A 24,817-nucleotide genomic window follows, 5' to 3' on the forward strand; every position below is an offset into this window, starting at 1 on the left:
TGACCCGTACCTCCCAATTATTGACGGAAAGAAAGACTATTTTACTATAAAAAAAAGAGCATTTACCCTTTTTTTACAGGTAAATACTCATTGCATTATCCATATTTTTACATATTAAACGTTCAATTTTAATGGGACATTCGGTTGTACTAATTCATACCCGCAAGCTACAATGGCACTTTCCGCCAAGACAATTAAGGAATCGATATAGCGTCCACTTAATTTTAGTTCTTTATTGACGATTGAAAGTTCTGTACAGCCTAATATGATTTTATCGCAGTTCAATTGAAGCATTCCTTGCTCAATGACTTGCCATTGGGACATTGAAACTTCCTTGCCCGCCTTTACATAATCATATATAACCGACATCACTTGCTGTTGAATCATTCCATTTGGCAAAACAGGTTCAATATTTTGTTCCATCAATGCCCTTTGATAAACGCCGGATGCTAATGTTCCATCCGTTGCTAATATCCCAACTCGTTTAGCTCCTAAGGATGCAGCTCTTTTCGCCGTTTCACGTATCATATGAATGACAGGTACGGGAGATGCTATTTGTAATTCATTATAAAAACTATGGGCTGTATTACATGGGATGCAAATTAAATCTGCTCCAGCATTAGCGAGCTTTTTTGCATCGTTAATTAAATATGGGACTGGATTATCCTTTGTTTCATCTAGAATGTACGCTGTACGATCTGGAATCGAAGTATCATTATCGATAATAGTATGGACGTGTTCCTGATCTTTGGATGCCTTCGTACGGCGAACAATCATTTCGCCAATAAACATAGTTGCTAACGGTCCGACCCCACCAATAATACCTAATGTTTTTCTCATTCTTCCAAACCTTTTTTGTTAAAGTATTTTTTATATTTACGGAAATAATTTAAATTGTTTAACGTTAGTTTAACCCAACGTTTCGTATTCATGTCTTCTTTATAAAATAATGAGTTTGTCCATTTTCCTTGGCGAATTAAACTTTTTGCTTCGATTTTCATCTTTTCATTGGAAGCATATTTAAATAATACGCCTTTTGGAATAATCATCCATAAATGTTTGTTGTTCGCATATGTTAACTCTTGCTTAATGTTTAACATATAATCATCTGCAACATACTTCATTAAATTATAACCAGCTGCTGTAACAAAATAACTTGAGCGTCCGTTACGCAAATTTATTTCAAATAGTTTGTACTCACCGTCACGTACATCATACTTCATATCAAAATTAGCAAAACCTGTGTATCCGATGTCTTCTAAAAAGAATCGAACTTTATCCATTAATTTCTCATCAAAGGTCGTAATAATTGCTGCATAACTTCCAATTCCTTCAGGAGAATGCTCTTCTAAAATTGGATTTCCAAGACACATTAATTTTACTTTGCCGTCTTTTCCAACATACGCATTTAAAACACGCATATATGAATCATCACCAGGGATAAATTCTTGAACAATCATCGTATCTTGGTAAGAAGAACTATAAATCGCCTTTAAAATAGCCGTTTTTTCTGCTTCGTCATTTGCCACAAATACTTTCTTTTTCCCTGGGAATGTACATGCCCAGTAAGCAACTGAATTCGAAGCCTTTAAAATAATTGGATATTCAAAAGGTGGCGTGAAGTTTTCATAATTCTCCGCTGTAACTGTTGTTGTGCCAGGATATTTAAAATCATATTTTTCACACATTTTATAAAAATTTTCTTTTAATAAAATTTGATCCATTAATGATTCATCAATATATGGTACTGTAAAGTACTTTTCAAGTTCTGGCTTATTTTTAATAATTAATTTCGCATAATCATCGCCACAAGCGAGTAACAACAATTTCTTATCTGGAAATTGTTTTGCCACATTTTCAAGGGCAGGGACAAATACATCCTGCTCATTTAATTTATCAATTTGTTGAAAGTTTAAAATACGACTATCTTGAGTCGCTGTTAAATGGGAGCGACCTAATACGAGCGGCTTTAAGCCATAAGCCTCGTAAAATGCTCGCGCCATACCATAGGCGTTCATGTCAGAACCTAATAATATTGGTAAAAATGGTTGTTCCATTATGTTTCAGCTCACTTTAGTTTTAGTAGTTAAAAATAATTTTGATCGATGTAATTAAATGAATTTGACTTTACAGATGACTAATAAATTATACAGTCATATCAGTATAAAAATTAGTTTATCACATTTTCGAAATATGTTAATAAGGATACGTAACTAAAATTGCCTTGCCCGTAAATTTTCCCATAAATAAAAGTGCTAGTCGGATTTAACTAGCACTTTAAACGGTTATACCGCTTCAATAACTAACGCAATTCCTTGTCCGCCGCCGATACAAAGGCTAGCGACAGCATACTTCCCGCCACGTCGTTTTAATTCATACGCAGCTGCTAAAATAATACGTGTACCACTCGCACCTACTGGATGACCTAATGCTAAAGCGCCTCCATTTACGTTCGTTATTTCGCGATTTAATCCGAGTTCTTTTTCCACAGCTAAAAACTGAGCTGCAAATGCTTCGTTAACTTCGACTAAATCTATATCATGTAACGTTAAGTTCGCCCGCTGTAGAGCAAGTTTTATCGCTGGTACTGGACCAATCCCCATTATGGAAGGGTCAACACCTGCAACACCCCACGAAACAATTCGAGCTATAGGTTGAAGGGCATTTTCTTTTATAGCTTTTCCACTTGCTACTACAATAGAAGCTGCACCATCATTAATTCCTGACGAATTACCGGCAGTAACTGTTCCATCTTTTTTAAAGGCTGGTCGAAGTGTCGATAAACTTTCTATGTTCGTATTCTCTTTTATATGCTCATCTACCTCAATGGAAGTTTCCCGTTTCTTTGAATGAACAGTGACAGGCACAATTTCTTCTTTAAAGTAACCCGCTTCCCGCGCCTGGGATGCTCTTTGATGGGAAAGGAGGGCAAATTCATCTTGTTCTTCCCGGGATATGCTATACATTTCAGCTAGTTTTTCTGCTGTCATTCCCATACCTGAGCCAGTATATTGATCTGTTAATGTAGCTTGCAGCATATCGATAAATTGTAAATTGCCCATTTTGGATCCATTGAATCGCTGTTCAAAATTCGCATATGGAGCTTGGGACATGTTTTCTGTGCCACCGGCTAGAATGATGTTCCCTTCTCCTAATAATATATGTTGAGCTGCTGTCACAATCGATTGCATCCCCGAACCGCATAATCGATTTAAAGTGAGTGCAGGAACTTCCTTTGGAACGTCCGCTTTTAACCCGATGTGTCGCGCTAAGTAGGAAGCATTTACATTAGATGCAATGACACTACCATAGATAACATGATCGATTTGCTCCGGTCGCACATTGGATCTTTTTAATGCTTCCACTGCCGTGGATGTTCCAAGTTCCACTGCATCGACTTTTGAAAAAGAACCTCCAAAAGATGTAAAAGCAGTACGTGCACCATCTACTATATAAACATTCTCCATCCTATATCCCCTCCATTTATAGATGAGTTGCTTTACTTACTTGCGGTCTTAACGTATGTTTCAATACTTTCCCCGAGGCATTACGAGGTAATTGTTCTAAAAATTCCACTTCTATCGGTACTTTATATTTTGCCAGCTGTGTACTACAGTAAGTTATGATTTCTTCTTCAGAAACGGATTGACCCTCTTTCAATACAACAAATGCTTTCGGTACTTCCCCATACACTTCGTGGGGTACACCAACAATAGCCGCCTCTAACACTTGTGGAATTTGATATAATACTTCCTCCACTTCGATTGGATAAATATTTTCACCACCGCGAATGATCATATCTTTCTTTCGGTCTACAATGTATAAAAAACCTTCTTCATCGAAGCGACCTAAATCACCCGAATATAGCCAATCATTTTTAATCGTATGCGATGTCTCCTCCGGATTATGAAGGTAACCTTTCATCACTTGAGGACCTTTTACACAAATTTCTCCTACCTCGCCTACTGCCACTTCTTCTCCATATGAATCCACAATTTTAATTTGTGTACGGGTTAATGGTTTGCCTACAGAACCAATTTTCTGTAATGCATATTCATCTGTTAACGATGAGGCTGCCGGCGAATTCTCCGTTTGTCCGTACAAATTTTGAACTTTAACTTTAGGGAAAGTGTCTTTTAACCGTTTTACTAGTTCATAGGGCATCGGTGCCGCTCCATAGCAAAATAGTCGTAAATGTTCGAAATGGTAATTCTTCAACTCCGGCATGTTTAATAAAATCGTATACATCGCCGGAACTCCAAAGAAGATAGATGCTTTTGTTTCAACTAACTTTTTCAATGAACGGCTTGGTGAAAATGCTTCTTCAATTACTACCGTACCGCCTTTATACATTGTTGGTACAGCAAATACATGACTACCTGCACAATGAAAAAGAGGCGTACAAATATACATCCGGTCTTCTTTTGTCATGTTCATCGATTCAGACCAAATGGCGGCCGTTTCATAAACGTTCTGATGGGAAAGCATAACTCCTTTTGGTTTACCAGTCGTTCCTGATGTGTACATAACGACTGAAGTATCGTTTCCTTGTAATGAAACGGGTTCATATTGAACAGAATCAGCTTGAAGTATTTCACGTATTTTGGATAAATCGATTGTTTCTTTAAAGTTATAAGTAGAATTTTTGATTGTTTCTTCAATTTTTTCATCGAAAATCAGTACCTTTGCCTCTGAATGCATAAAAATATATTCTACTTCAGGTGGTGCAAGCTTTGTATTAATCGGCATAATCGTCAATCCTGCAAGCTGCACCCCATAATAGACAGCCATAAACAAGTCTGAATTAAGCATAAATTGGGCAACAATATCTCCTTTTTTATACCCTTGCTGTTGCAAATAACCTGCTATTTTCTGAGCATTATTTAATAGCTCCTGATAAGTCCATCGATTGCCTTCAAATTCAATTGCCGATGCATGTGGCTTATCCATTGCATGTTGTGCTAGTACCTCCGTAATAAACATACCCATTCCCCCTGTTATCATTTGTAAACAATCCGTATATCCCCTAATCCATAAAGGTACCTTTTATGTTATTTCAAGATTTCCTTTGCAATGATCCCCTTCATAATTTCTGTCGTACCGGCATAAATCGCCGCCACCGGAATATCTCTAAATCGTCTAGCAATCTCATATTCTTCCATATAACCGTAACCCCCATGAAGCTGAAGACATTCGGCAGCAACTTTTTTTGCCATCTCACTTATCCACCATTTCGCCATTGAAACTTCCTTTACTAATTTTTCTCCTGCAATATGTTTTGCTACTAATGTATGAATGTAGTTCCGTCCAATATCAATTTCCGTAGCCATTTCCGCTAATTTAAATTGTGTATTTTGAAAATCAGCAATTGTACGGTTAAAAGCTTTTCGAGATTTGACATATTCCTTCGTTATACGGAACATCTCCTCCGCTTCCACTTGAACTTCGATGGCTACTAATAGGCGTTCCTGTTGCAATTTATCCATTAAATAATAAAATCCTTTTCCTTCTTCCCCAAGCAAATTTTCGGCTGGTACTTTTGCATCTTCGAAAATGAGTTCACCTGTATCCGATGAATGCATTCCGATCTTATTCAACTTTTTCCCTCGTTTAAAACCTGGGGTATCTTTCTCTACAACAATTAAACTGATACCTCTATGGGGCGGATTGGCGTTTGGATCCGTTTTACAAACAACGACGACAAAATCAGCGTTGATGCCATTTGTAATAAATGTTTTTTCGCCATTTAATATATAAAAATCCCCTTGTCGATAAGCAGTTGTTTGAATACCTGCTAAATCAGAACCTGCTCCTGGCTCAGTCATCGCAATAGCAGAAATGAACTCTCCTGTTATACTTTTGGGAAGCCATCTTTTCTTTTGATCCTCCGTTCCGTATTGTTCAATATACGGTATAACGATGTCGGAATGTAGAACTATACCACTGGCAAGCCCAGCACCTACCCGTTCTAACTCTTCTGCTAGAATCATGGAATAGCCAAAATCAAGACCTAATCCACTATATGTTTCACTTACCATTGGACATAAATATCCCTGTTCCCCTAACTTTGACCAAAACCATCTTGGTACTTCCCTTTTATGTTCCCATTCTTCAAAATATGGATAAGCATCTTTTTCTAACATTTTTCTTAAAGAACGACGAAACATTTCATGTTCTTCCGTAAAAAAATCTCCAGACATCTCGCTCTCCCCAATCAGTTGTTGGATTTTTCTGAAAATATAATTAAATTTTATCAATGCCTAGCGAACTATTCAATAACAGGTGATAGAAATTATAATATTTTTCGAGAATTTCTTAACATAAAAGAGAATACAAAAAAGTGCCACCTATTTTAGGCGGCACTTTTTATTAACTATGTTTTTTCTCATCAGGTGATTCTTTTCTAAATACTTCTGTAATTAATTCATCATCTTCTGTTTTTACTCGTTTATTTAATTCTTGTACCGGAATCGCATCTACAGTTTGCATATCTTCATGTAAATCAAAAAGACTAATACTCTCTGAATCCACCATATCAGGCTTATCTGTCACTGGTAAATCCTCAAACACTTTTTTAGATTCAGGTAAGGAATCTCTTTCTTTACTCATAAACACTCACTCCTTTTTACTTAGTGTGGGTGAATCCCGATAAATTATTCCAAAGGATTAAGCCATTAAATAGGTTAACTGCTCGGAAAAGCTCATATTATTTGGATTCCATTTTCGAATAGGGCAATCCTTTGTTACGTATGGTAAACCTAAACTATTTATGAATTCAATGAATGTTTCATCAAACCATGGCGGGCTCCATGCACCAGAACGACAAATATGAATGGCACGTATTTTTATTTCCCTTTGGATATCATTAAATTTTAAATAGTTTACATTATATAAACGGTTGATTTCCTTAAAAAGTGATGGTTCTTCTAAAGTGTACGGACTATACACAATGTTCGCCTTGTCAATTACATGTTCATGTAATAGTTTACCTAACCAATTGGCACAATTGACGTCAAACTTTAAAGAAGGTAGTCCCCCATACCCTAAGTCAGAATGGGCATCGAAAAGATATACTTCGTTACATTGATACTTTTTCACAAGATCATAAGATAGTGCATGGGAATCCGAAACGAAAACTTGAATGCCATCATCAAAATGAAATATTTTTTTAATTTTGCGCCAAAAAGTCTTCGTTTCTTCGGAAAGTTGATATAATCTTTGTAAATTGACTCCTTTATTTTTTGCCTGTATATAACGTTTATACCAGTCGTCTAATATGGTTCGTTTATTTTCAACGAATGATACAATATTTTGATTTTTTGTGGAAATAAAATAGTCCCAATCAATGGATAATAAGCTACTTGCCAATTCTATCACCTCAAAATCAATATTGATTAGTAAGCTCCTATTATGATATGAGCCTACTATATCAATCTTAATTTTAAAAAAACTCGATTTCAAATAATCGAACAACCCTTTTTAACCATTCCACTTGTCTGATACCCATGAGCAAAAAAGATGATAATCATGATTGACTTGTTCTTTATAAGCAATAGAGACAAAGATGATTTGATTGCAAAACAGCTCAAAATCTTCACCTATTGCTTTTAAAATTTCTTCTTCACTTTCATAGGAAAACAATTCCTTTTCGGTATCGACATCTGCTCGGGCATGAATTTTGGCCGTAATTTTTCCCATAATTTTTACGGTTGCATCGAAATCTTCTGCCGTTAAGAGCGAGGTTATTTTCACTTTCTTTTTATAAGGTGAACGTTCCCGAACATAAAACTCACGACCGTCTATTGTCAAATACCCAAGATATGGGTCTTCTAAATGGTGCATTGCTTTTTGTGTAGCTACTACCCGTTTTCCTTGATGATTAAACTTTTCCCAGAATTGTTTACGATATGGTAAAAAGTAAGCTGGAATTGGTGCACGAACTTCCTTTACTTCAAGAACTAAATCATCCACCCCGTTCGCATCTTTCTCCCCTTCAATTAAAATGTAATATCGATCTAATCCAATAGAAGCTGTCCCTGTTCCATGTTTTCTAGCAATATCTTTAATCGTATAAAAGGAGAAATTTTTTTTATTTTCGTTATCAATGGAATGGAAATAGTTTTCCGTCAACCTTTTAAGCATTGTACTTTCTTCAAAAGAAACCGGTTCAATTTCATCTGACCAAGAGAATACCCGTTTTCCCTCTTCATTAATGTAGGTAATGTCTTTTAATAAATGATCCCGCTGTCTTTTTCCAAGTTTTTTTAAAACTTTTTTGACAGGACCATTTGTATTTTGTTCAGTGAAAGTTAAATGAAACGGATCATCCTTTTCTTTTTTAAATCGTTTTAATTGCTGGTAATAGGCAGCTAAATAATTTTTTATTCGCTTTTGTTGCTCAATAGTAGAAAGTCCTTGGGTTTCACAAGATAATGCAATGCTTACGGACATACGTAAAAGATCATATAAATAAGAACCTATGTATCCTTCATCAAAGTCATTCACATCATAAACAATTTCACCTTCTTCGTTTTGAAAAGCACCAAAGTTCTCCATATGTAAGTCACCTTGAATCCAAGTCGGTTTATCGATATTTGTATGAAAGGAAAATGGAATTTTTGTCATATCATAATAAAATAAATAAGCACTCCCCCTAAAAAAGCGGAATGGACTTTCCATCATTTTTGCATACTTCATTTTTCTTTTTTCATCATTTAGGGCCATACATTGTTCATCGAATTCATTCAAAACGGTATCAATGACCTGTTTTCGTAAAACTTCCCTCGTGTTTTTCACGCGGCTTAACAATGCTTCCATTAAAATCCCCTCTTTCTATTCCAATTATAGCCATTATTTGGAACTAATTAAATTGAATTTTAAAAATAAAAAAGAACCCAGAAGGGCTCTGAAATAACATCTTACATGTGGGGATGAATGTTCTTTTTGACCTGATCAATGTTCGTATCGCTGTATTGCTTCGTATTATGCCCACCTGTCTTTGCTAACCATTCCAATACTTCTTTATAAGACATACCTGATGCTGCATTTTTTCTTTTCACTTCTTCTATATCTGTACCTGCAACAGTTAAACGCTTTTCCATCTAATCACCTCACATAACAATTAATGATGAAAAAAACGCCCCATAAAGAGGCGTTTTATACAAACTAGAACTTTTTCTTACCTTGTTCTGCTTGTTGGTTTTGACGTTTTACTTCATTAATATCAGTTCCTGCAACAGTTTGATTTCCAGCTGATCCTGACCCAGCAAATGGTCCTGCTTCTTGAGCGATTTCTTCTCTTACTTTTTGTGGATTTGTCCCAATTGATGGATTACTGAAAGAAGATTGGCGCCCTGCTTGACCAGCTTGCCCTGTTTTACCGAAAGCAAATGGTCCTGCTTCTTGAGCAATTTCTTCTCTCACCTTTTGAGGATTTGTCCCAATTGATGGATTACTGAAAGAAGATTGTTGCCCTGCTTGACCTGTTTTACCGAAAGCAAATGGTCCTGCTTCTTGAGCAATCTCTTCTCTTACCTTTTGTGGGTTTGTCCCAATTGATGGGTTATTGAAAGAAGATTGTTGCCCTGCTTGACCAGCTTGACCAGCTTGACCTGTTTTACCGAAAGCAAATGGTCCTGCTTCTTGAGCGATTTCTTCTCTTACTTTTTGTGGGTTTGTTCCAATTGATGGGTTACTGAAAGATTGACTTCCCGCTTGACCAGCTTGACCTGTTTTACCAAAAGCAAATGGCCCTGCTTCTTGAGCAATTTCTTCTTTTACCTTTTGCGGATCCGTACCAAATGTAGATCCAGAAGAACCTTGGGCATTTTGGCGCTTTACTTCATTAATATCAGTACCAGCTGATGTGAATCGCTTACCATTTCCACTATTGTTTTGCATGTCAAAAACACCTCCAAAAATGTTATGTGCTTATCATGGCAATTATCTGTTTTATTATGAGTGCAATTAATTATTTTTCTTTTGTATAATTTACTCAACTCGTGATATGCCAGAATCAAAAGGCTTTCAAGTACATACCCAGTATTTTGAAATAACATTTTGAAGATTGCTCTATGGATAAATGTTCATTGTACTGTTTCATACTACAAATTATTGAATATAAAGATGGAGTCTATACATTTTCCGCCGAACCTTCTCATAAAATAATGCATGTCCATTTTGCGAGGAGAATTACATGATACGGAAAGGAATAGCCATTGTAGTTGGAAGTATTTTTTTATCCTTTGGAATTAATGTTTTTTTAACTCCTTATGAAATATTAGACGGTGGAATTATCGGACTTTCATTAATTACCCATTATTTATTTCATTTGAAAATTGGTTTAATGATTATTATTTTAAGTATTCCCATTTTTATTTTAGCTTGGTTTAAATACAAAAATTATTTTTACAATAGCCTTCATGGCTTATTGATATCTTCCCTTATTATCGATCTGTTTAAACCATTGCGTTCCATGATTCATTTAGATCCCCTCATCAGTTCAATAATAGGTGGGATTCTTGTAGGCTTAGGCATTGGTCTCATGTTACGTTTTAAAACAAGTACAGGTGGGACAGACTTATTAGCCCAATTTATCGCCGATAAAATGGCAATGAATGTTGGGATTGTTATCTTTTTTATTGATGCGGCAGTTGTTGGATTAGGTGGAATATTTATCTCTACAAGTACATTACTTTTATCCATTGTTACAATATTTATCGTTGGGATAACAACAAGTATGATGACAAGTCGTCGACACCTTGAAAAACATTCTTAAGCATTTATGCCAAATAAAAAAATGCCTCTATCTAAAGAGACATCCCGCTTTACGTTAACTTTTCAACTTGCTTTCTTTTAAGAAAGGACAACTTTGTTTCGGAAATAATAATCGCACAAAGAATTAAAATAGCACCAATCATCATTCTCATCGTTAACACTTCATTTAAAAGGAGTACCGAAAAAACCATCCCCCAAAAAGATTCCGTTGATAAAATAATGGCCGTTTTCGTTTCATTTGTAAACTTTTGCGCAATCGTTTGGAACAGGTAAGCAATTGTTGTAGAAAATACTGCTAAATAGACAATAGAAGATACTGCTTCTACTTCCATTGAAAAATGAACTTCCCCTTTAAATAAAACAACGATCCATGCTAGAAAGCTTGCAACAAACATTTGGATAATCGTTAATGTAATCGGATCTTCATCCTTTACATATTTGGAAGTGTAAAAAATTTGATAGGCAAATGCCACAGCACAACCTAATGTTAAAAGATCACCGATATTAAGATCCGCTGATAATTGTAATGATAGGAAACCAATTCCAATAATCGCTAAAATGGCACCTGTTAATTCGAACTTATCGATTTTTCTTTTGTAAGAGAGAAATGCGATAAATGGAACAATCACAACATTTACTGCAGTTAAAAAAGCTTTTTAGAAGGTGTTGTAAATTGCAGACCCACCGTTTGTAAAGCGAATGCCACATATAAAAAGAATCCTAATATAAATCCTTTTTTAATAACTCCCATATCGATCCCTTTCAACTTCTTATAAAAAATAATACTTAATATAACAAAACCAACTAAAAAACGACCAGCTAATACTTGATAAGGGGTATAGTGATCGAGGGATATGGCACTAACGACAAAACCACTTCCCCATATGATTGCTGTTATACAAAGCATTAATTCTCCAATGTATTTTCGCATGTCGGCCTCCATTCATCTATGTATAAATAAATACCATTATAAACAAACGAAAAATAAATTTGAATATTTTTTTATATTAAACAACTCTTCCTATTATTAAATATTTGCGATACATATTTTTTGCTGAGCAATGGTGCATAGAATAGAAAGATGATTATTTTTGAACGGAGATGATTACACTGCTTCATACGGTTAAGAGCGGGGAAACGTTAAATCAAATTTCTTTAGATTATCGAACACCCTTGTCTGCCATTATTCAAGCCAACCCGAATATTAATCCAAACGTTATTAACGTAGGACAATTGATTGAAATACCCGGCTTTCCTGATCCGAATACACTCCCTTATCGAATTGAAGTGTCCATTAATGGTCGTTGGCTAAAACTATTTCGAGAAGGTGTTCTTCAAAAACAATATCCAATAGCGGTTGGTAGAATGTTATACGAGACGCCGATTGGGAATTTTATTATTATTAATAAAGCTCCGAATCCCGGAGGCCCATATGGAACGATGTGGATGAGTTTATCGAAACAAAGCTACGGCATTCACGGTACAAACGATCCGAGTTCAATTGGTAAGGCTGTTTCACGAGGATGTGTTCGGATGTACAACGAAGATGTTGAAGAATTGGCTAGAACCATTCCAATTGGAACTCCCGTGACAATCCATCCGTAACGATTTTATACTGCATAAAAAAACTTGCATTACTGCAAGCACACAAAATTGACTAGGTCCATCCCTTTATGACCATGTCATTTCTATCCTTTTCTACATCATTCCGCTTTATAATCAAACTAATTTTTTGATACCATTTTTGACATTCTTTAAAAATATCTTTATATTCGTCCAAATCCTTTGGAATTGCCTGTTTATTGTCTAAAAAAACGTACTCTACTATCGGATTAGATAAATCATCGACTACCATTTTAAGCATTAATTTTTTTACTTCTTTATCCTGTTTTTCTACTGAATCTTCCATCTCATTTACATGGACATCGATTTTTGCACCACCATCAATTAACGACCACCCGTGTACACCGCCCTTTGATGTTAGTGCAACATTTTTATTATCCTCTACGATCGCGATTTCAAATATTTCTTGAAAATGGTACTCCTTTTTTTCAAATTCAAAATCGATGTCTTCCCTTTCCAATATTCGTACTGTATTTGAATATTCGTCAATCATTAGAGCATTTAAATAGTCAGCAGATACAATATAACGAGTATGAGGGTACTGTTCTACCTGGTCAATTGTTTCATCTAGTAATGCTTCATTGCGTTTCCGAACATCTTTATTTAATTCATATAGCCACCAAAAACCTAGCCCAACAGCAATGATAAAAAAGAGTGTTTTACCAGTTTTGAATGCTAAAAATAAATAGATAACTTCTAATAATAATAAAAATAACTGGAACAACTTTCTCACCCCATTCTTCTAGTTTTTAAGTTTTCTAGTAGTTATAAAAATAGTATTCCGGAACATTTCATTTCATTCTCTTTTTAGTAGAAAAACATAAAAAAATAGAATCCAATGGAAAGGATTCTATTTCGATCATGCACTTCAATATAAATAAACTTGCAAGTTATTTTGTTGATCAATTGTGGCTAATAATACATCTTGAATATCTACTTTATAGGTTGAAAATATAGCATTTTTTAACCACTCTTCATTTTGTGGTAAATGATTTAGTTGATGAAAATCGATTTTTCCCTCTTTAATAATAACGACTGGTAAAGAGAATGTCTGCTGGGGCATATTCATATCCTTCTGAGTTAAAGACTGATTTTCAGGATAAAGGAAACTTGATATCGTTCCATCTGCTTCCCAAAAGGCATAAGCAACTTTTTGAATTTCTTCTATTTTTTCTTTCCGTAACTCTGCGAGTAAATAGTCAATAGATATTCTAGCTTTTGTTAAGTTTCTCGAAATGATTTTTCCATTTTCAATTAGCGGTAACGGTGTAGGTTCAATAAAATGTCTAAAAGAAATCCATTTAAGACTTAAATAAACACATACAATATATAAAATAATTAAAACAGACATTGTAATCATCGAGCCACCCATGCCCAATCCCTCATCTGATAATGGATGGGCGATAATATTTCCAACCGTAATTGCCATTGCAAAATCAAGTAATCCAAGTTGAGAAATGGAACGATGCCCCATAATTTTCGCAGCAATAAACAAAAAAACAAAGGCAATAATTGCTCTTAATATCCATTGAACTGCCTTTAATGATTCTTGTCCATAAAAAAATTCCAATATGACACTTCCTTTAAAAGCTTACTCTCTATTTTATTCTCACCGTTTATCCCAGTAATATACAAACCATACTCGAAACGAGGAAACATGATTAAGACCTTTTAAATGATTCGTTAACTTTTTCATCGTCATACCTTCCTTTAATTTGTTCTCCGTATAGGACCACAATGTTATAGCTATACTTAAATATAGTAAAAGTCGTTGAAAAGAGGGGTCAGTTTGTCTGATAAAAATACATTATCCATTTTTGCCTTAGGCGGTATTAATGAAATCGGCAAAAACATGTATGTCATCGAATATGGAGACGATCTTGTCATTGTAGATTGCGGAGCAAAATTTGCCGATGAATCTTTATTAGGTATTAATTTAATTATTCCGGATGTAAGTTATTTACAGGAAAATCAACATAAAATTCGAGGACTAGTAGTAACCCATGGACATGAAGACCATATTGGCGGGATTCCATATTTTTTAAAAAAATTAAATGTCCCTATATATGCTACTCGATTTACTTTAGGGTTAATCGAACTAAAGTTAAAAGAGCACAAGCTTTTGAGGGAATCTACTTTAATCGAGATTCATTCAGAATCCGAATTAGATTTTGGTAAAATACAAGTTAGCTTTTTTAGAGTAAGTCATAGTATTCCTGACTGTTTAGGGATTGTATTCCATACACCTGAAGGAAATATCGTTCATACTGGTGATTTTAAATTTGATTTAACACCTGTTAATGAACAATACTCAGATATCCATAAAATGGCTAAAATTGGTGAAGAAGGGGTATTAATGCTCATTTCGGAAAGTACAAATGCTGAGCGTCCTGGCTCAACCCCTTCAGAACATGAAGTCGGTTCGCATATTGAAGAAGCTTTTTCCAATGCAACTGGAAAAATTATTATTTCTACTTTTGCTTCCAACGTCAATCGAGTTCAACAAATTGTACATGCTGCTATTAAAACGAATCGGAAACTTGCATTACTCGGCCGCAGCATGGTGAATGTAGTAAAAGTAGCGAAAGAGCGAGGATATGTGGAAATCCCCGACTGGATGCTTATTGAAGCGCGGGATGTGAAACAATATCCCCCTGACCGTGTTGTTGTTTTATGTACAGGGAGCCAAGGTGAACCGTTAGCTGCCCTTTCCCGCTTATCGACAAACAACAATCGCGATGTAAAAGTTTTGCCGGATGATACAGTAATTTTTGCAGCATCACCTATCCCCGGAAATGAGAAGGATGTTTCGAAAATTGTGGACAACCTATTCCAATTAGGAGCAAAGGTCATTTATGGTTCTTCTAGTATTACCGGGATGCATGTTTCAGGTCATGGCTATCAAGAAGACTTAAAACTAATGATTACTTTAATGAAACCGAAATATTTCATTCCGATTCACGGGGAATATCGAATGCTCCATTTACATCGAATACTTGCTGAAGCAGTAGGTGTTGAAAGAAAGAATACGTTCATTATTCGGAACGGAGATGTAGTCGATATTGAATATGGTGAAGCTCGTCAAACCCGTAAAATCACAGCTGGGGATACGTATGTAGATAATGTAGGCGATGATGAAATTGTAGATATCGTGTTGCGGGATCGTAAGCAACTTTCGGAAGAAGGAATGCTTGTTATTGTATTAACCATCAGTAAAGAAGATGGCAATCGTATTTCCGATCCTGACTGTATTTCACGAGGTTTTGTTTATGCAAAAGATTCGGAAAAACTAATACAAGATATTAATGAAATTGTTAAACGAACCGTTGACCCATTTAAAGATCCGAATATTCTCGGTATGAAACGGGCAATAAAGAAAGAAGTAGGTATTTTCTTGTCAGAAAAAACGAAGAAAAAGCCGATGATTTTACCAATTATTCTTGCTATTTAAATTGAAAGTGTTGAATCGCTTTATCGATTCAACACTTTTTTATTCTTTCTCTATCCAGTTCGAATACTTTTATACAGGATAGGCAAATATAGTAATGGTTAATTTTCAATTTACAATAGCACCAAATAGTGCCGAACCATTGATTGGTGCCCAAAAGAAAGGATGAGATTTCATGGAAAAAGACCCTTCCAACCAAGAAAAACATCAAACAAATATTGAAGACGATGGTACATTAACAAACAGGCAAGGTCACCCGATTACAAATAACCAAAACATTCGTACAGTTGGAAACCGAGGTCCCGCTACTTTAGAGAATTATGATTTCATTGAGAAAATTAGTCATTTTGACCGTGAAAAAGTACCAGAGCGTATTGTACACGCCCGTGGAGCGGGTGCTCATGGTTATTTTGAAGCATATGGCACAGTGGGAAATGAACCCGTTTCAAAATATACCCGCGCAAAATTGTTCCAAGAAAAAGGAAAACGTACGCCGGTATTTGTACGATTCTCTACAGTAGTTCATGGATTACATTCCCCCGAAACGGTTCGCGACCCGCGTGGATTTGCAGTTAAATTTTATACAGAGGATGGCAACTGGGACTTAGTAGGAAATAACTTAAAAATTTTCTTCATTCGCGACGCAATGAAGTTCCCAGATATGATTCATGCTTTTCGTCCAGACCCTGTTACGAATATTCAAGATTCTCGTCGATTCTTTGATTTTTGTGCGAATTCTCCGGAAACATTCCATATGGTAACTCTTGTTTATTCACCGTGGGGAATCCCTGCTAACTATCGAATGATGCAAGGTTCCGGTGTTAACACGTATAAATGGGTAAACAATGAAGGAAAAGCTGTTTTAGTTAAGTATCATTGGGAACCAAAACAAGGAATTAAAAACTTGACGGTGAAAGAAGCAGAAGAAATCCAGGCGAAAAACTTCAATCATGCAACTCAAGATTTATATGAAGCAATTGAACGTGGAGATTATCCTGAATGGGAACTATTTGTTCAAATTATGGAAGATGGTCCACATCCAGAACTTGACTTTGACCCACTAGATGATACGAAACTATGGCCAAATGATCAATTCCCTTGGTTACCAGTAGGACGAATGGTATTAAACAAAAACCCAGAAAACTACTTCAATGAAGTTGAACAAGTGGCTTTTGGTACAGGGGTTCTTGTGGATGGTTTAGATTTCTCTGACGATAAAATGTTACAAGGAAGAACATTCTCTTATTCTGATACACAACGTTATCGTGTAGGTGCTAACTATTTACAACTACCGATTAACGCTGCGAAAAAACGTGTTGCTACAAACCAAGAAGGTGGACAATTACGTTACTACAACGATAAAGCTCCTGGTCAAAATTTACACGTGAACTATGAACCTTCCAGTATGGGTGGCTTAAAAGAAGCGCAACAAGTGGGCAAGGAATATACACCAAAAGTTGAAGGGAATTTAGTTCGCGAATCCATTGAACGAAATGATAATACAAAACAAGCTGGCGAAACATATCGCAGTTTTGAACAATGGGAAAAAGATGAGCTTATTAACAATTTAGTGAACGACCTTGTGCTTTGTCCAAAGGATATTCAAGATAAAATGATGGCACTTGCCGATGAAGCAGATGAGGAATACGGCCGTCGCTTAAGAGAAGGACTAGCTGAAAAAGCTAAATCCATGAACAATAAAGAAGAATTCGGCAAAGAATTCAATCCACATCCTCTTGGCGCAAAAGAAGCTGATCAAGCAGTGAAAGATGCTGTTGACAAAGGTCACGACGCTGATCCATATTAATGCTTAAAACTTGTTCTATTGAATAAATTAAAATGCACAAATGCTGATCAAAATCACATTTGTGCATTTTTTCGTTCACATCAGGAAGTTGTAAATTGCCCGCCATTAACATGCAGAGTTTGCCCTGTTACAAAACGTGAATCATCAGATGCTAAATATACGTAAGTGGGAGCTAATTCAAAAGGCTGTCCTTGTCGTTGCATTGGATTACCAGCAATCGTCACGGCATCAGCGGAAAAACTAGCTGGAATCAACGGTGTCCATATTCGACCAGGAGCAACCGCGTTAACTCTTATCCCCTTTTTTACCAAGTTATTAGCTAACGCTCTAGTAAAGCCAACATTGGCAGCTTTCGTCGCACTATAATCAATTAGTTCCTCATTGCCATCATATGCTACAACAGATGCTGTATTAATAATGGAACTTCCCGCTTTTAAATGGGGTAATGCTGCTCTCGTTGTGTAAAAGTGGGAATAAATATTAACTTTAAATGTATCATCAAACTGTTCATCGGTAATATCTAGTAAGCTTAATTGTTGAAACTGAATCCCTACATGATTACATAAAATATTCAGTTTTCCAAAAGTTTCAACTGTCTTTTCCACGATATACTCACATTGCTTTTTATTTCTCAAATCACCGGGTAATAGTAAACAACGCCTGCCAAGTTGTTCAATTCTATTTTTCGTACGATGGGCATCTTCATGTTCATCTAAGTAAGCAATGGCTACATCCGCTCCTTCTTTCGCAAAGGCTATCGCCACTGCTGCCCCGATACCACTATCCCCACCCGTGATTAATGCCACTTTGTCTTTTAATTTCATCGATCCTTTATATTGGGGATTTTCAATAATCGGTCTCGGCACCATTAACCGTTCTAATCCTGGTTGTCGATATTGTCTTTGCTCAGGTACTGTTATTGGAATATCTTCCACTCGCGTAATTGTTCCGTAATTTGGATATAGGGGATATGCACCGTCCATACATTCTTTTTTCCTTTTGTTTTCCATAGTACCCTCCTAGTAAAAGTAAAACTATGGTCATTTTATGTGAGCTACTTCCATTGGGTGCCTATCTTTATAAAATTTGAGTTCACTAAAAAAGACTTATAAGAATAATATGTGGATAAATATCTATAGGAGGCGTTTTATGTTTTATTCCCATCATTGCCCTGGAGTAAATAAGTTATTAATCAATTATTCTAACGAAAAAGTAAAGGTTCAATACGCATCCAATAAAGTTCCCTTTCTCTTGCCTGCTATTAGCTTTAGGCCACCGTATTATGTGAATCCAAGATGCGAATGGAACTATCCTATCATTTGATTATAAAATAAGCCCGTCAACATTAAGTTAACGGGCTTTTTCTTATAATGCTTTGCGATAATTTCTTTTTCCGTCATACGTATAGAGTACAGGTTTTTGTTCAACAAACGTTTCCAAATGAACGGGGCGGCCCCACAGTTGATAAATATACGGAAGGACATTTTCTAAATAATGGGGGTCAAGTTCCATTCCTTCATAACCATGCTTTAAGTATAACTCGCCATTTCTTAAATAATCCCCACTTTCTACTACGATATAAGGGAAACCACCGTTTACTCTCATCGAAACGAGTTGATCTCTTACATTCCGATAATCTTTATCTGTAATTTTATAGTCGGAACCTTTTTTCTCAAACAAATACATATCTTCTTGTTCTACTAATTCCTTCGTCAAATAGTTTCGGATAAAGGAAAGATCCGATTCAATTTCTCGAACCTCAAATATTTTATCCCGACCGGAACCGGGCTTTACACCCATCCTTCTCATTTCTTCCGTAGGATTGTCATAACGCTTTTCAATATCTTCAAAGATTTTCAAGCCTAAATAATAAGGGTTTATGGAAGTTTTGGACGGTTGCACAACACCGGCATTTAATTTCGCATATTCAATCGTTTCATCTGTCGTTAAATTTAACTCCCTCATAATTCGTTGATGCCAATAGGAAGCCCAGCCTTCGTTCATAATTTTCGTTTCTAGTTGGGGCCAGAAATACAACATTTCCTCACGCATCATCGTTAAAATATCCCTTTGCCATTCTTCCAATTCCCGACTATACATTTCAATAAATAGGAGTAAATCCTTTTCAGGTTTTGGAGGGAATTTTTTTCTTTTAAAACGAACCGTTTTCTTCGGTTCTTCTTTTTTATCTAAATCCCACAAATCATCATAAGGAGATTTAGATACAATCATTTCATCTTCATCAATATCATCTTCATAGTCTAATAAGTTCGGTCTTACAATAGAAGGATCTATATGCTCTTGTATAGCTAATACAGCATCTAAAAACTGCTCCACTTCATCTTTTCCATAAAGCATTTCATAGTTCGCAATTCGCTCTGCTGTAGCAGTCATACTTTCGACCATGTCTCTCCTCGTATTTGAAAAGCGCACATTATTTTTAAAGAAGTCACAATGGGCTAATACATGGGCAATGATTAATTTATTTTGAGTTAACGAATTCGTATCAAGTAAAAATGCATAGCAAGGATTAGAATTGATGACTAGCTCATAAATTTGGCTTAAACCTAAGTCATATTGAAGCTTCATTTTATGAAATTGCTTTCCAAAACTCCAATGGGAAAAACGAGTCGGCATTCCATATGCACCTATTGTATAAATGATATCAGCAGGACAAATTTCATAATGCATAGGGAAAAAATCTAATCCGAAATCAATCGCAATTTCTGTAATTTCTTCAATGGCTTTATGAAGCTCTTTTTCCATTCCTTCTCCTCCCGTAAAAAATTTCTCGGGCACTTTTTCCTAAACAGTCGTTTCTTGTTTTTGGAAAAAGTTTTTTAATGCTTCATATACATCCTTCTTCTGTCTTAAAATGTAATGGCGGAACTTTGGATTTTCAATTTTCTTAAATGTTGACATTAGCGAGGAATAACGATTATTTGGATTTACTTCCCCGTAGCCAAACATACTTGAAAGTTCCATTAACTCCGATACTAGTCTTAGGCATTTCTCATTATCTGTTGAGAAATTTTCACCATCCGAGAAATGAACTGGATAAATATTGTAGCGAACAGGACTATATTTCTCATCGATTAATTCTAACGCTTTGGAATAGGCGGAGGAGCAAATTGTCCCACCGCTTTCCCCTTTAGTAAAGAATTCTTCTTCCGTTACAACTTTTGCCTCTGTATGGTGGGCAATAAATTCAATTTCAACGGTTTGATATTTCGTTCTTAAAAATCGAGTCATCCAAAAGAAAAAGCTACGAGCACAAAATTTTTCAAAACTTCCCATTGAACCGCTCGTATCCATCATGGCAAGAACGACTGCCCTCGTTTCCGGTTTTGTTACTTCATCCCAAGTTTTAAAGCGTAAATCATCGTTATGAATAGGTGCAATTTCTGCTTTCCCCTTCATAGCGTTCCGTTTTATCGCTGTTAATATCGTTCTTTTCTTATCAATGTTGCCCATTAAACCTTTTTTACGAATATCATTGAACTCGATTTTTTCTGTCGTAATATCTGCCATCTCTTTCTTTTCTAAGTTAGGAAGCTCTAATTCTTTGAACAACATATTTTGAACGTCTTCTAAACTAACTTCAGCTTCATAGTAATCATTACCTGGTTGATCACCAGCTTTTTTCCCTTGACCTTGTGCTTCATTTCCAGGTTTACCGTCGCGGGCTACCACATCACCAATTTGACTATCTCCTTGACCTTGACCAACATGTTTTGATTTCCCATAGTTATAACGGATTTTATATTCATCTAATGAACGAATTGGTATTTTTATCACTTCACGACCATTGGACATAATAATGCTTTCTTCGCTAATTAAATCTGGCAAATTATTTTTGATTGCATCCTTTACTTTTTCCATATGTCGCTGTTGATCTTGGTACCCTTTACGATGGAGTGACCAATTTTCCTGAGAGACGACAAAGTTTCGATTCTGATTTTCACTCATTTTATCCTCACCCATCTTTGAAATTTCCCATTTTTACAAAAAGGGAAAATCACTTTTTTATAATATGCGAATTTTCTGATATATTTCACAACATTTTAATAAAAATAAGTGAGTGTCCTAAATTTTATGGACACTCCTTCGAATATATACCTTATATTATCTATTTAATAAACTTCCAACATATCTTAATAATTCGTTTGCAGAGTTAGAATCATAGCCATGTTCATCTATGAGTCTTGCAACGACTTCATTTATTTTTTTCAATTGGGACTCATCCGGTGTTTTAGATGAAGTAGTAATTTTCACAACGTCTTTTAAATCAGCAAATAGTTTTTTCTGGATCGCTTCTCGCAATCTTTCGTGGGAATTGTAATCAAATCGTTTCCCTTTACGAGCAAAAGCAGAAAGTCGAATTAAAATCTCTTCTCGGAAAGCCCGTTTTGCATTTTCAGAAACACCAATTTGTTCTTCGATGGAACGCATAAGTTTTTCATCTGGATTCATCTCTTCACCGGTAATTGGATCGCGAAGTTTATTTTTATTACAAAATGCCTCTACATTATCCAAATAATTATTCATTAATGTTTTCGCAGATTCTTCATAGGAATAGACAAATGCCTTTTGCACTTCATTCTTCGCAATTTCATCGTATTCTCTTCGGGCAATGGCAATGTAATTCATATATTTTTCCCGGTCTTCTTCAGAAATCGATGCATGTTGATCTAAACCGTCTTTCAAAGATCGTAAAACATCTAACGCATTAATCGAAGGTACTTCCTTTCGGATAATAGCAGAAGAAATTCGATTAATAATATAACGAGGGTCTATTCCGTTCATACCTTCATTTGGATATTCCTTCTTCAGTTCCTCTACATCAACGGAGTTAAATCCTTCAACACTTTCTCCATCATACAAGCGCATTTTTTTCACAAGGTCGATACCTTGTTTTTTCGGAATCTCTAATCTCGTTAAAACAGAGAAAATCGCTGCTGCTCGTAATGCATGGGGCGCGATATGAACATGAGACATATCACTTTCTCGAATCATTTTTTCGTATATGCGCTCTTCCTCTGACACTTTTAAATTATACGGAATCGGCATGACAATTATTCTTGAATGTAATGCCTCGTTCTTTTTATTGGAAATGAAAGTACGATATTCTGTTTCATTTGTATGGGCTACAATGAGCTCGTCTGCACTAATGAGCGCAAAACGTCCTGCCTTGAAATTTCCTTCTTGTGTTAAAGATAATAAATGCCATAAAAACTTCTCATCTAATTTCAGCATTTCTTGGAATTCCATCATTCCACGATTTGCTTTATTAAGCTCCCCATCAAAACGATAAGCCCGTGGATCTGATTCAGAACCATATTCTGCTATAGTCGAAAAATCGATACTTCCAGTTAAATCCGCAATATCCTGTGACTTCGGATCTGACGGTGTAAATGTTCCGATACCAACCCGTTTATCTTCGGAGAAAAAGATACGCTCAACCATGACATCTTCAATACGACCACCATATTCTTGTTGTAGACGCATTGTATTTAATGGAGATAAACTTCCTTCAATACGTATTCCATATTCTTTAAAAAACTCTTCCCTTAAATTATGCGGAATGAGATGAAGGGGATCTTCGTGCATCGGACATCCTTTAATGGCATAAACTGCCCCTTCTTCAGTCCTAGAATATTGCTCTAACCCTCGTTTTAGCAATGTGACAATGGTGGATTTCCCTCCACTAACAGGCCCCATCAATAAAAGAATTCTTTTTCGAACGTCTAATCTTCTAGCTGCTGGGTGGAAATATTCCTCCACTAATCTTTCTAATGCTGTTTCGAGTCCAAAGATTTCTTTTCCAAAGAAATGGTACATTTTCTTCCCATCTCTTTCGGCTAAACCAGCACTTTTAATCATATTGTAGACTCGGGAATGCGCTGTTTGAGCAACTTCAGGTCTTTCCCTAACAATCTCTAAGTATTCTGCAAATGTACCTTCCCATTTCAGGCTATCCTCTTCTTCTCTATATTGTCGAACCCTGTTTAAAATATCGATAGTTCTTACCTCCATTCAGGGCGTGTTTTTAACAATGTATGAAGTTATTCTGATAATGATACCGGATACTCGATAATATAATTTTTATTTCCCGGCGATTTTTGACATGTAAAACCTACTAATCACTTAGAAAATAAAAGAGCTTTGCTAAAATGAGTGGACATTTAGCAAGCTCCAAAAAATTATTTTATTCTTTTATAAAGAATTCCTAAAGTGTTCGGACCACAATGAGTGGAAACAGTACATCCCGCTGTTGTTTCAATGACTTCTTCAAAATGAGTAAATTGACCAATTAATTCTTTTACTTTTTCGACAGTTTCAGGCGAACAATGGGAATGGGTAATGAATATTCGACTTTTATCAATGTTATCATTGCTTTCTAATCGATCCTTCACATAATTTTCAAGGCAGCGATGGAAATTTCCTCGGTATTTTTTACCGACCTTCATTTTCCCATCAACTACTTCGATAGAAGGCTTAATTTTAAGTAAAGTGGCACCAAATGCTTCCATTCCAGAACAGCGTCCCCCTTTCCTTAAATAATCCATTTTATCAATAACAAAGCTTGCATCCACTTTTGGTATGATTGCTTCAAGTCGGCGACAAATCTCTTCAGCTTTAACGTTTTGTTTTGCCATTAACGCAGCTTCATAAACGACATGTCCACTACCTGTAGATAAATTGCTAGAATCAATGACGTAAACATTTTCGAATCCAAGAGCTGCAGTTTTAGCATTTTGATAGCATGATGAAAAATCAGAACCTAAACATATATGTATTATTGCTTCATAAGATGGCGCATGTTGGGCAAAAAACGTTTCATATTCAAACGTATTCACTGCAGCGGTTGTACAAGTTTTCCCTTGTTCCCCTACAAATTCAAAAATTTCTTTCGGTGAAATATTGACACCATCGCGATAATCATCTTCATCTATAAGGACGTGGAGAGGCATTAATGTAATATCCAATTCTTCTAAAAGCTTTGGAGAAAGATCGCATGTACTGTCGGCAGTAATTTTAATCATTTTTTACACCTCTTTTTATTTTTTCTAATATTATAACATAATGCCATTTTATTCTATTTAATTCGAATTATATGTTTTCATTTAAAAGAAATGAAAATGATATTTTTTTGTGAATAA

General features: G+C 35.7%; 21 protein-coding genes and 1 pseudogene. 4 read left to right on the forward strand and 18 right to left on the reverse strand.

Annotation, left to right across the window (positions count from 1 at the left end; all coding sequences use genetic code 11):
• Positions 1-114: 114 nt before the first annotated feature.
• The 10 genes from H9636_RS09565 to H9636_RS09610 form a co-directional block, all read right to left on the reverse strand.
• Positions 115-840, reverse strand: coding sequence for a cysteate racemase (locus tag H9636_RS09565; RefSeq protein ID WP_191707393.1), 726 nt, complete (start codon positions 838-840; stop codon positions 115-117).
• Entirely contained in the window at positions 837-2,057 is a 1,221-nt protein-coding gene (locus tag H9636_RS09570; RefSeq protein ID WP_191707394.1) for a carboxylate--amine ligase, read from the reverse strand. The genes H9636_RS09565 and H9636_RS09570 overlap by 4 nt, the downstream gene beginning before the upstream one ends.
• A 228-nt stretch (positions 2,058-2,285) precedes the next feature.
• Positions 2,286-3,467, reverse strand: a complete 1,182-nt coding sequence (locus tag H9636_RS09575; protein ID WP_191707395.1) for an acetyl-CoA C-acetyltransferase — start codon at positions 3,465-3,467, stop codon at positions 2,286-2,288.
• 16 nt (positions 3,468-3,483) lie between these two features.
• A complete protein-coding gene (locus tag H9636_RS09580) occupies positions 3,484-4,989 on the reverse strand; it encodes a class I adenylate-forming enzyme family protein (protein ID WP_191707433.1) in 1,506 nt (501 codons plus the stop codon).
• A gap of 62 nt (positions 4,990-5,051) precedes the next feature.
• Positions 5,052-6,200, reverse strand: a complete 1,149-nt coding sequence (locus H9636_RS09585) for an acyl-CoA dehydrogenase family protein (RefSeq protein ID WP_191707396.1) — start codon at positions 6,198-6,200, stop codon at positions 5,052-5,054.
• A 169-nt stretch (positions 6,201-6,369) separates the two neighbouring features.
• The gene (locus H9636_RS09590) at positions 6,370-6,609 is read right to left on the reverse strand and encodes a hypothetical protein (protein ID WP_191707397.1); all 240 of its coding nucleotides are present in this window, start codon (positions 6,607-6,609) and stop codon (positions 6,370-6,372) included.
• A gap of 57 nt (positions 6,610-6,666) precedes the next feature.
• Positions 6,667-7,368, reverse strand: coding sequence for an arginase (locus H9636_RS09595; protein WP_191707398.1), 702 nt, complete (start codon positions 7,366-7,368; stop codon positions 6,667-6,669).
• 111 nt (positions 7,369-7,479) lie between these two features.
• Positions 7,480-8,817, reverse strand: a complete 1,338-nt coding sequence (locus H9636_RS09600; protein WP_191707399.1) for a DUF2252 domain-containing protein — start codon at positions 8,815-8,817, stop codon at positions 7,480-7,482.
• A gap of 101 nt (positions 8,818-8,918) precedes the next feature.
• The gene (locus tag H9636_RS09605; protein WP_191707400.1) at positions 8,919-9,101 is read right to left on the reverse strand and encodes a gamma-type small acid-soluble spore protein; all 183 of its coding nucleotides are present in this window, start codon (positions 9,099-9,101) and stop codon (positions 8,919-8,921) included.
• Positions 9,102-9,165: 64 nt separating this feature from the next.
• Positions 9,166-9,900 (reverse strand): hypothetical protein, encoded by a 735-nt coding sequence (locus H9636_RS09610; RefSeq protein WP_191707401.1) that lies wholly within the window; start codon positions 9,898-9,900, stop codon positions 9,166-9,168.
• Positions 9,901-10,195: 295 nt separating this feature from the next.
• Between H9636_RS09610 and H9636_RS09615 the strand changes: the two genes are divergently transcribed.
• Positions 10,196-10,777 carry a YitT family protein gene (locus H9636_RS09615; protein WP_191707402.1) on the forward strand — a complete coding sequence of 194 codons (582 nt, stop codon included), beginning with the start codon at positions 10,196-10,198 and terminating at the stop codon, positions 10,775-10,777.
• Positions 10,778-10,826: 49 nt separating this feature from the next.
• Here H9636_RS09615 and H9636_RS09620 read toward each other — a convergent pair.
• Positions 10,827-11,707 (reverse strand): annotated as a pseudogene (locus H9636_RS09620) (DMT family transporter).
• Between the two features lie 179 nt (positions 11,708-11,886).
• On the opposite strand from H9636_RS09620, the gene H9636_RS09625 reads away from it, so the two are divergent.
• Positions 11,887-12,381 carry a L,D-transpeptidase family protein gene (locus H9636_RS09625; RefSeq protein ID WP_191707434.1) on the forward strand — a complete coding sequence of 165 codons (495 nt, stop codon included), beginning with the start codon at positions 11,887-11,889 and terminating at the stop codon, positions 12,379-12,381.
• A 52-nt stretch (positions 12,382-12,433) separates the two neighbouring features.
• Here H9636_RS09625 and H9636_RS09630 read toward each other — a convergent pair whose 3' ends face one another.
• Both H9636_RS09630 and H9636_RS09635 read right to left on the reverse strand, forming a co-directional pair.
• A complete protein-coding gene (locus tag H9636_RS09630) occupies positions 12,434-13,123 on the reverse strand; it encodes a hypothetical protein (protein ID WP_191707403.1) in 690 nt (229 codons plus the stop codon).
• A 144-nt stretch (positions 13,124-13,267) separates the two neighbouring features.
• Positions 13,268-13,969, reverse strand: coding sequence for a DUF421 domain-containing protein (locus H9636_RS09635; RefSeq protein ID WP_191707404.1), 702 nt, complete (start codon positions 13,967-13,969; stop codon positions 13,268-13,270).
• Positions 13,970-14,188: 219 nt separating this feature from the next.
• Between H9636_RS09635 and H9636_RS09640 the strand changes: the two genes are divergently transcribed.
• Together H9636_RS09640 and H9636_RS09645 are read left to right on the forward strand one after the other, a co-directional pair.
• Positions 14,189-15,850, forward strand: a complete 1,662-nt coding sequence (locus H9636_RS09640) for a ribonuclease J (RefSeq protein WP_191707405.1) — start codon at positions 14,189-14,191, stop codon at positions 15,848-15,850.
• Positions 15,851-16,022: 172 nt separating this feature from the next.
• Positions 16,023-17,654: a catalase gene (locus H9636_RS09645; RefSeq protein ID WP_191707406.1), complete on the forward strand. Its 1,632-nt coding sequence runs from the start codon at positions 16,023-16,025 to the stop codon at positions 17,652-17,654.
• A gap of 80 nt (positions 17,655-17,734) precedes the next feature.
• On the opposite strand, the gene H9636_RS09650 is transcribed toward H9636_RS09645, so the two are convergent.
• The 5 genes from H9636_RS09650 to H9636_RS09670 all read right to left on the reverse strand — a co-directional run bounded on the left by H9636_RS09650 (position 17,735) and on the right by H9636_RS09670 (position 24,700).
• Entirely contained in the window at positions 17,735-18,664 is a 930-nt protein-coding gene (locus H9636_RS09650; RefSeq protein WP_225230162.1) for an SDR family oxidoreductase, read from the reverse strand.
• Between the two features lie 355 nt (positions 18,665-19,019).
• Complete coding sequence (locus tag H9636_RS09655) at positions 19,020-20,420, reverse strand: SpoVR family protein (RefSeq protein WP_191707407.1); 1,401 nt, start codon at positions 20,418-20,420, stop codon at positions 19,020-19,022.
• A gap of 39 nt (positions 20,421-20,459) precedes the next feature.
• Complete coding sequence (gene yhbH, locus H9636_RS09660; RefSeq protein WP_122971551.1) at positions 20,460-21,623, reverse strand: sporulation protein YhbH; 1,164 nt, start codon at positions 21,621-21,623, stop codon at positions 20,460-20,462.
• A 156-nt stretch (positions 21,624-21,779) separates the two neighbouring features.
• Complete coding sequence (locus tag H9636_RS09665; RefSeq protein ID WP_225230163.1) at positions 21,780-23,690, reverse strand: PrkA family serine protein kinase; 1,911 nt, start codon at positions 23,688-23,690, stop codon at positions 21,780-21,782.
• 167 nt (positions 23,691-23,857) lie between these two features.
• Positions 23,858-24,700 carry a DegV family protein gene (locus H9636_RS09670; RefSeq protein ID WP_191707408.1) on the reverse strand — a complete coding sequence of 281 codons (843 nt, stop codon included), beginning with the start codon at positions 24,698-24,700 and terminating at the stop codon, positions 23,858-23,860.
• Positions 24,701-24,817 lie beyond the last annotated feature (117 nt).

This window comes from Ureibacillus galli, assembly GCF_014836845.1.
Classification (GTDB): domain Bacteria; phylum Bacillota; class Bacilli; order Bacillales_A; family Planococcaceae; genus Ureibacillus; species Ureibacillus galli.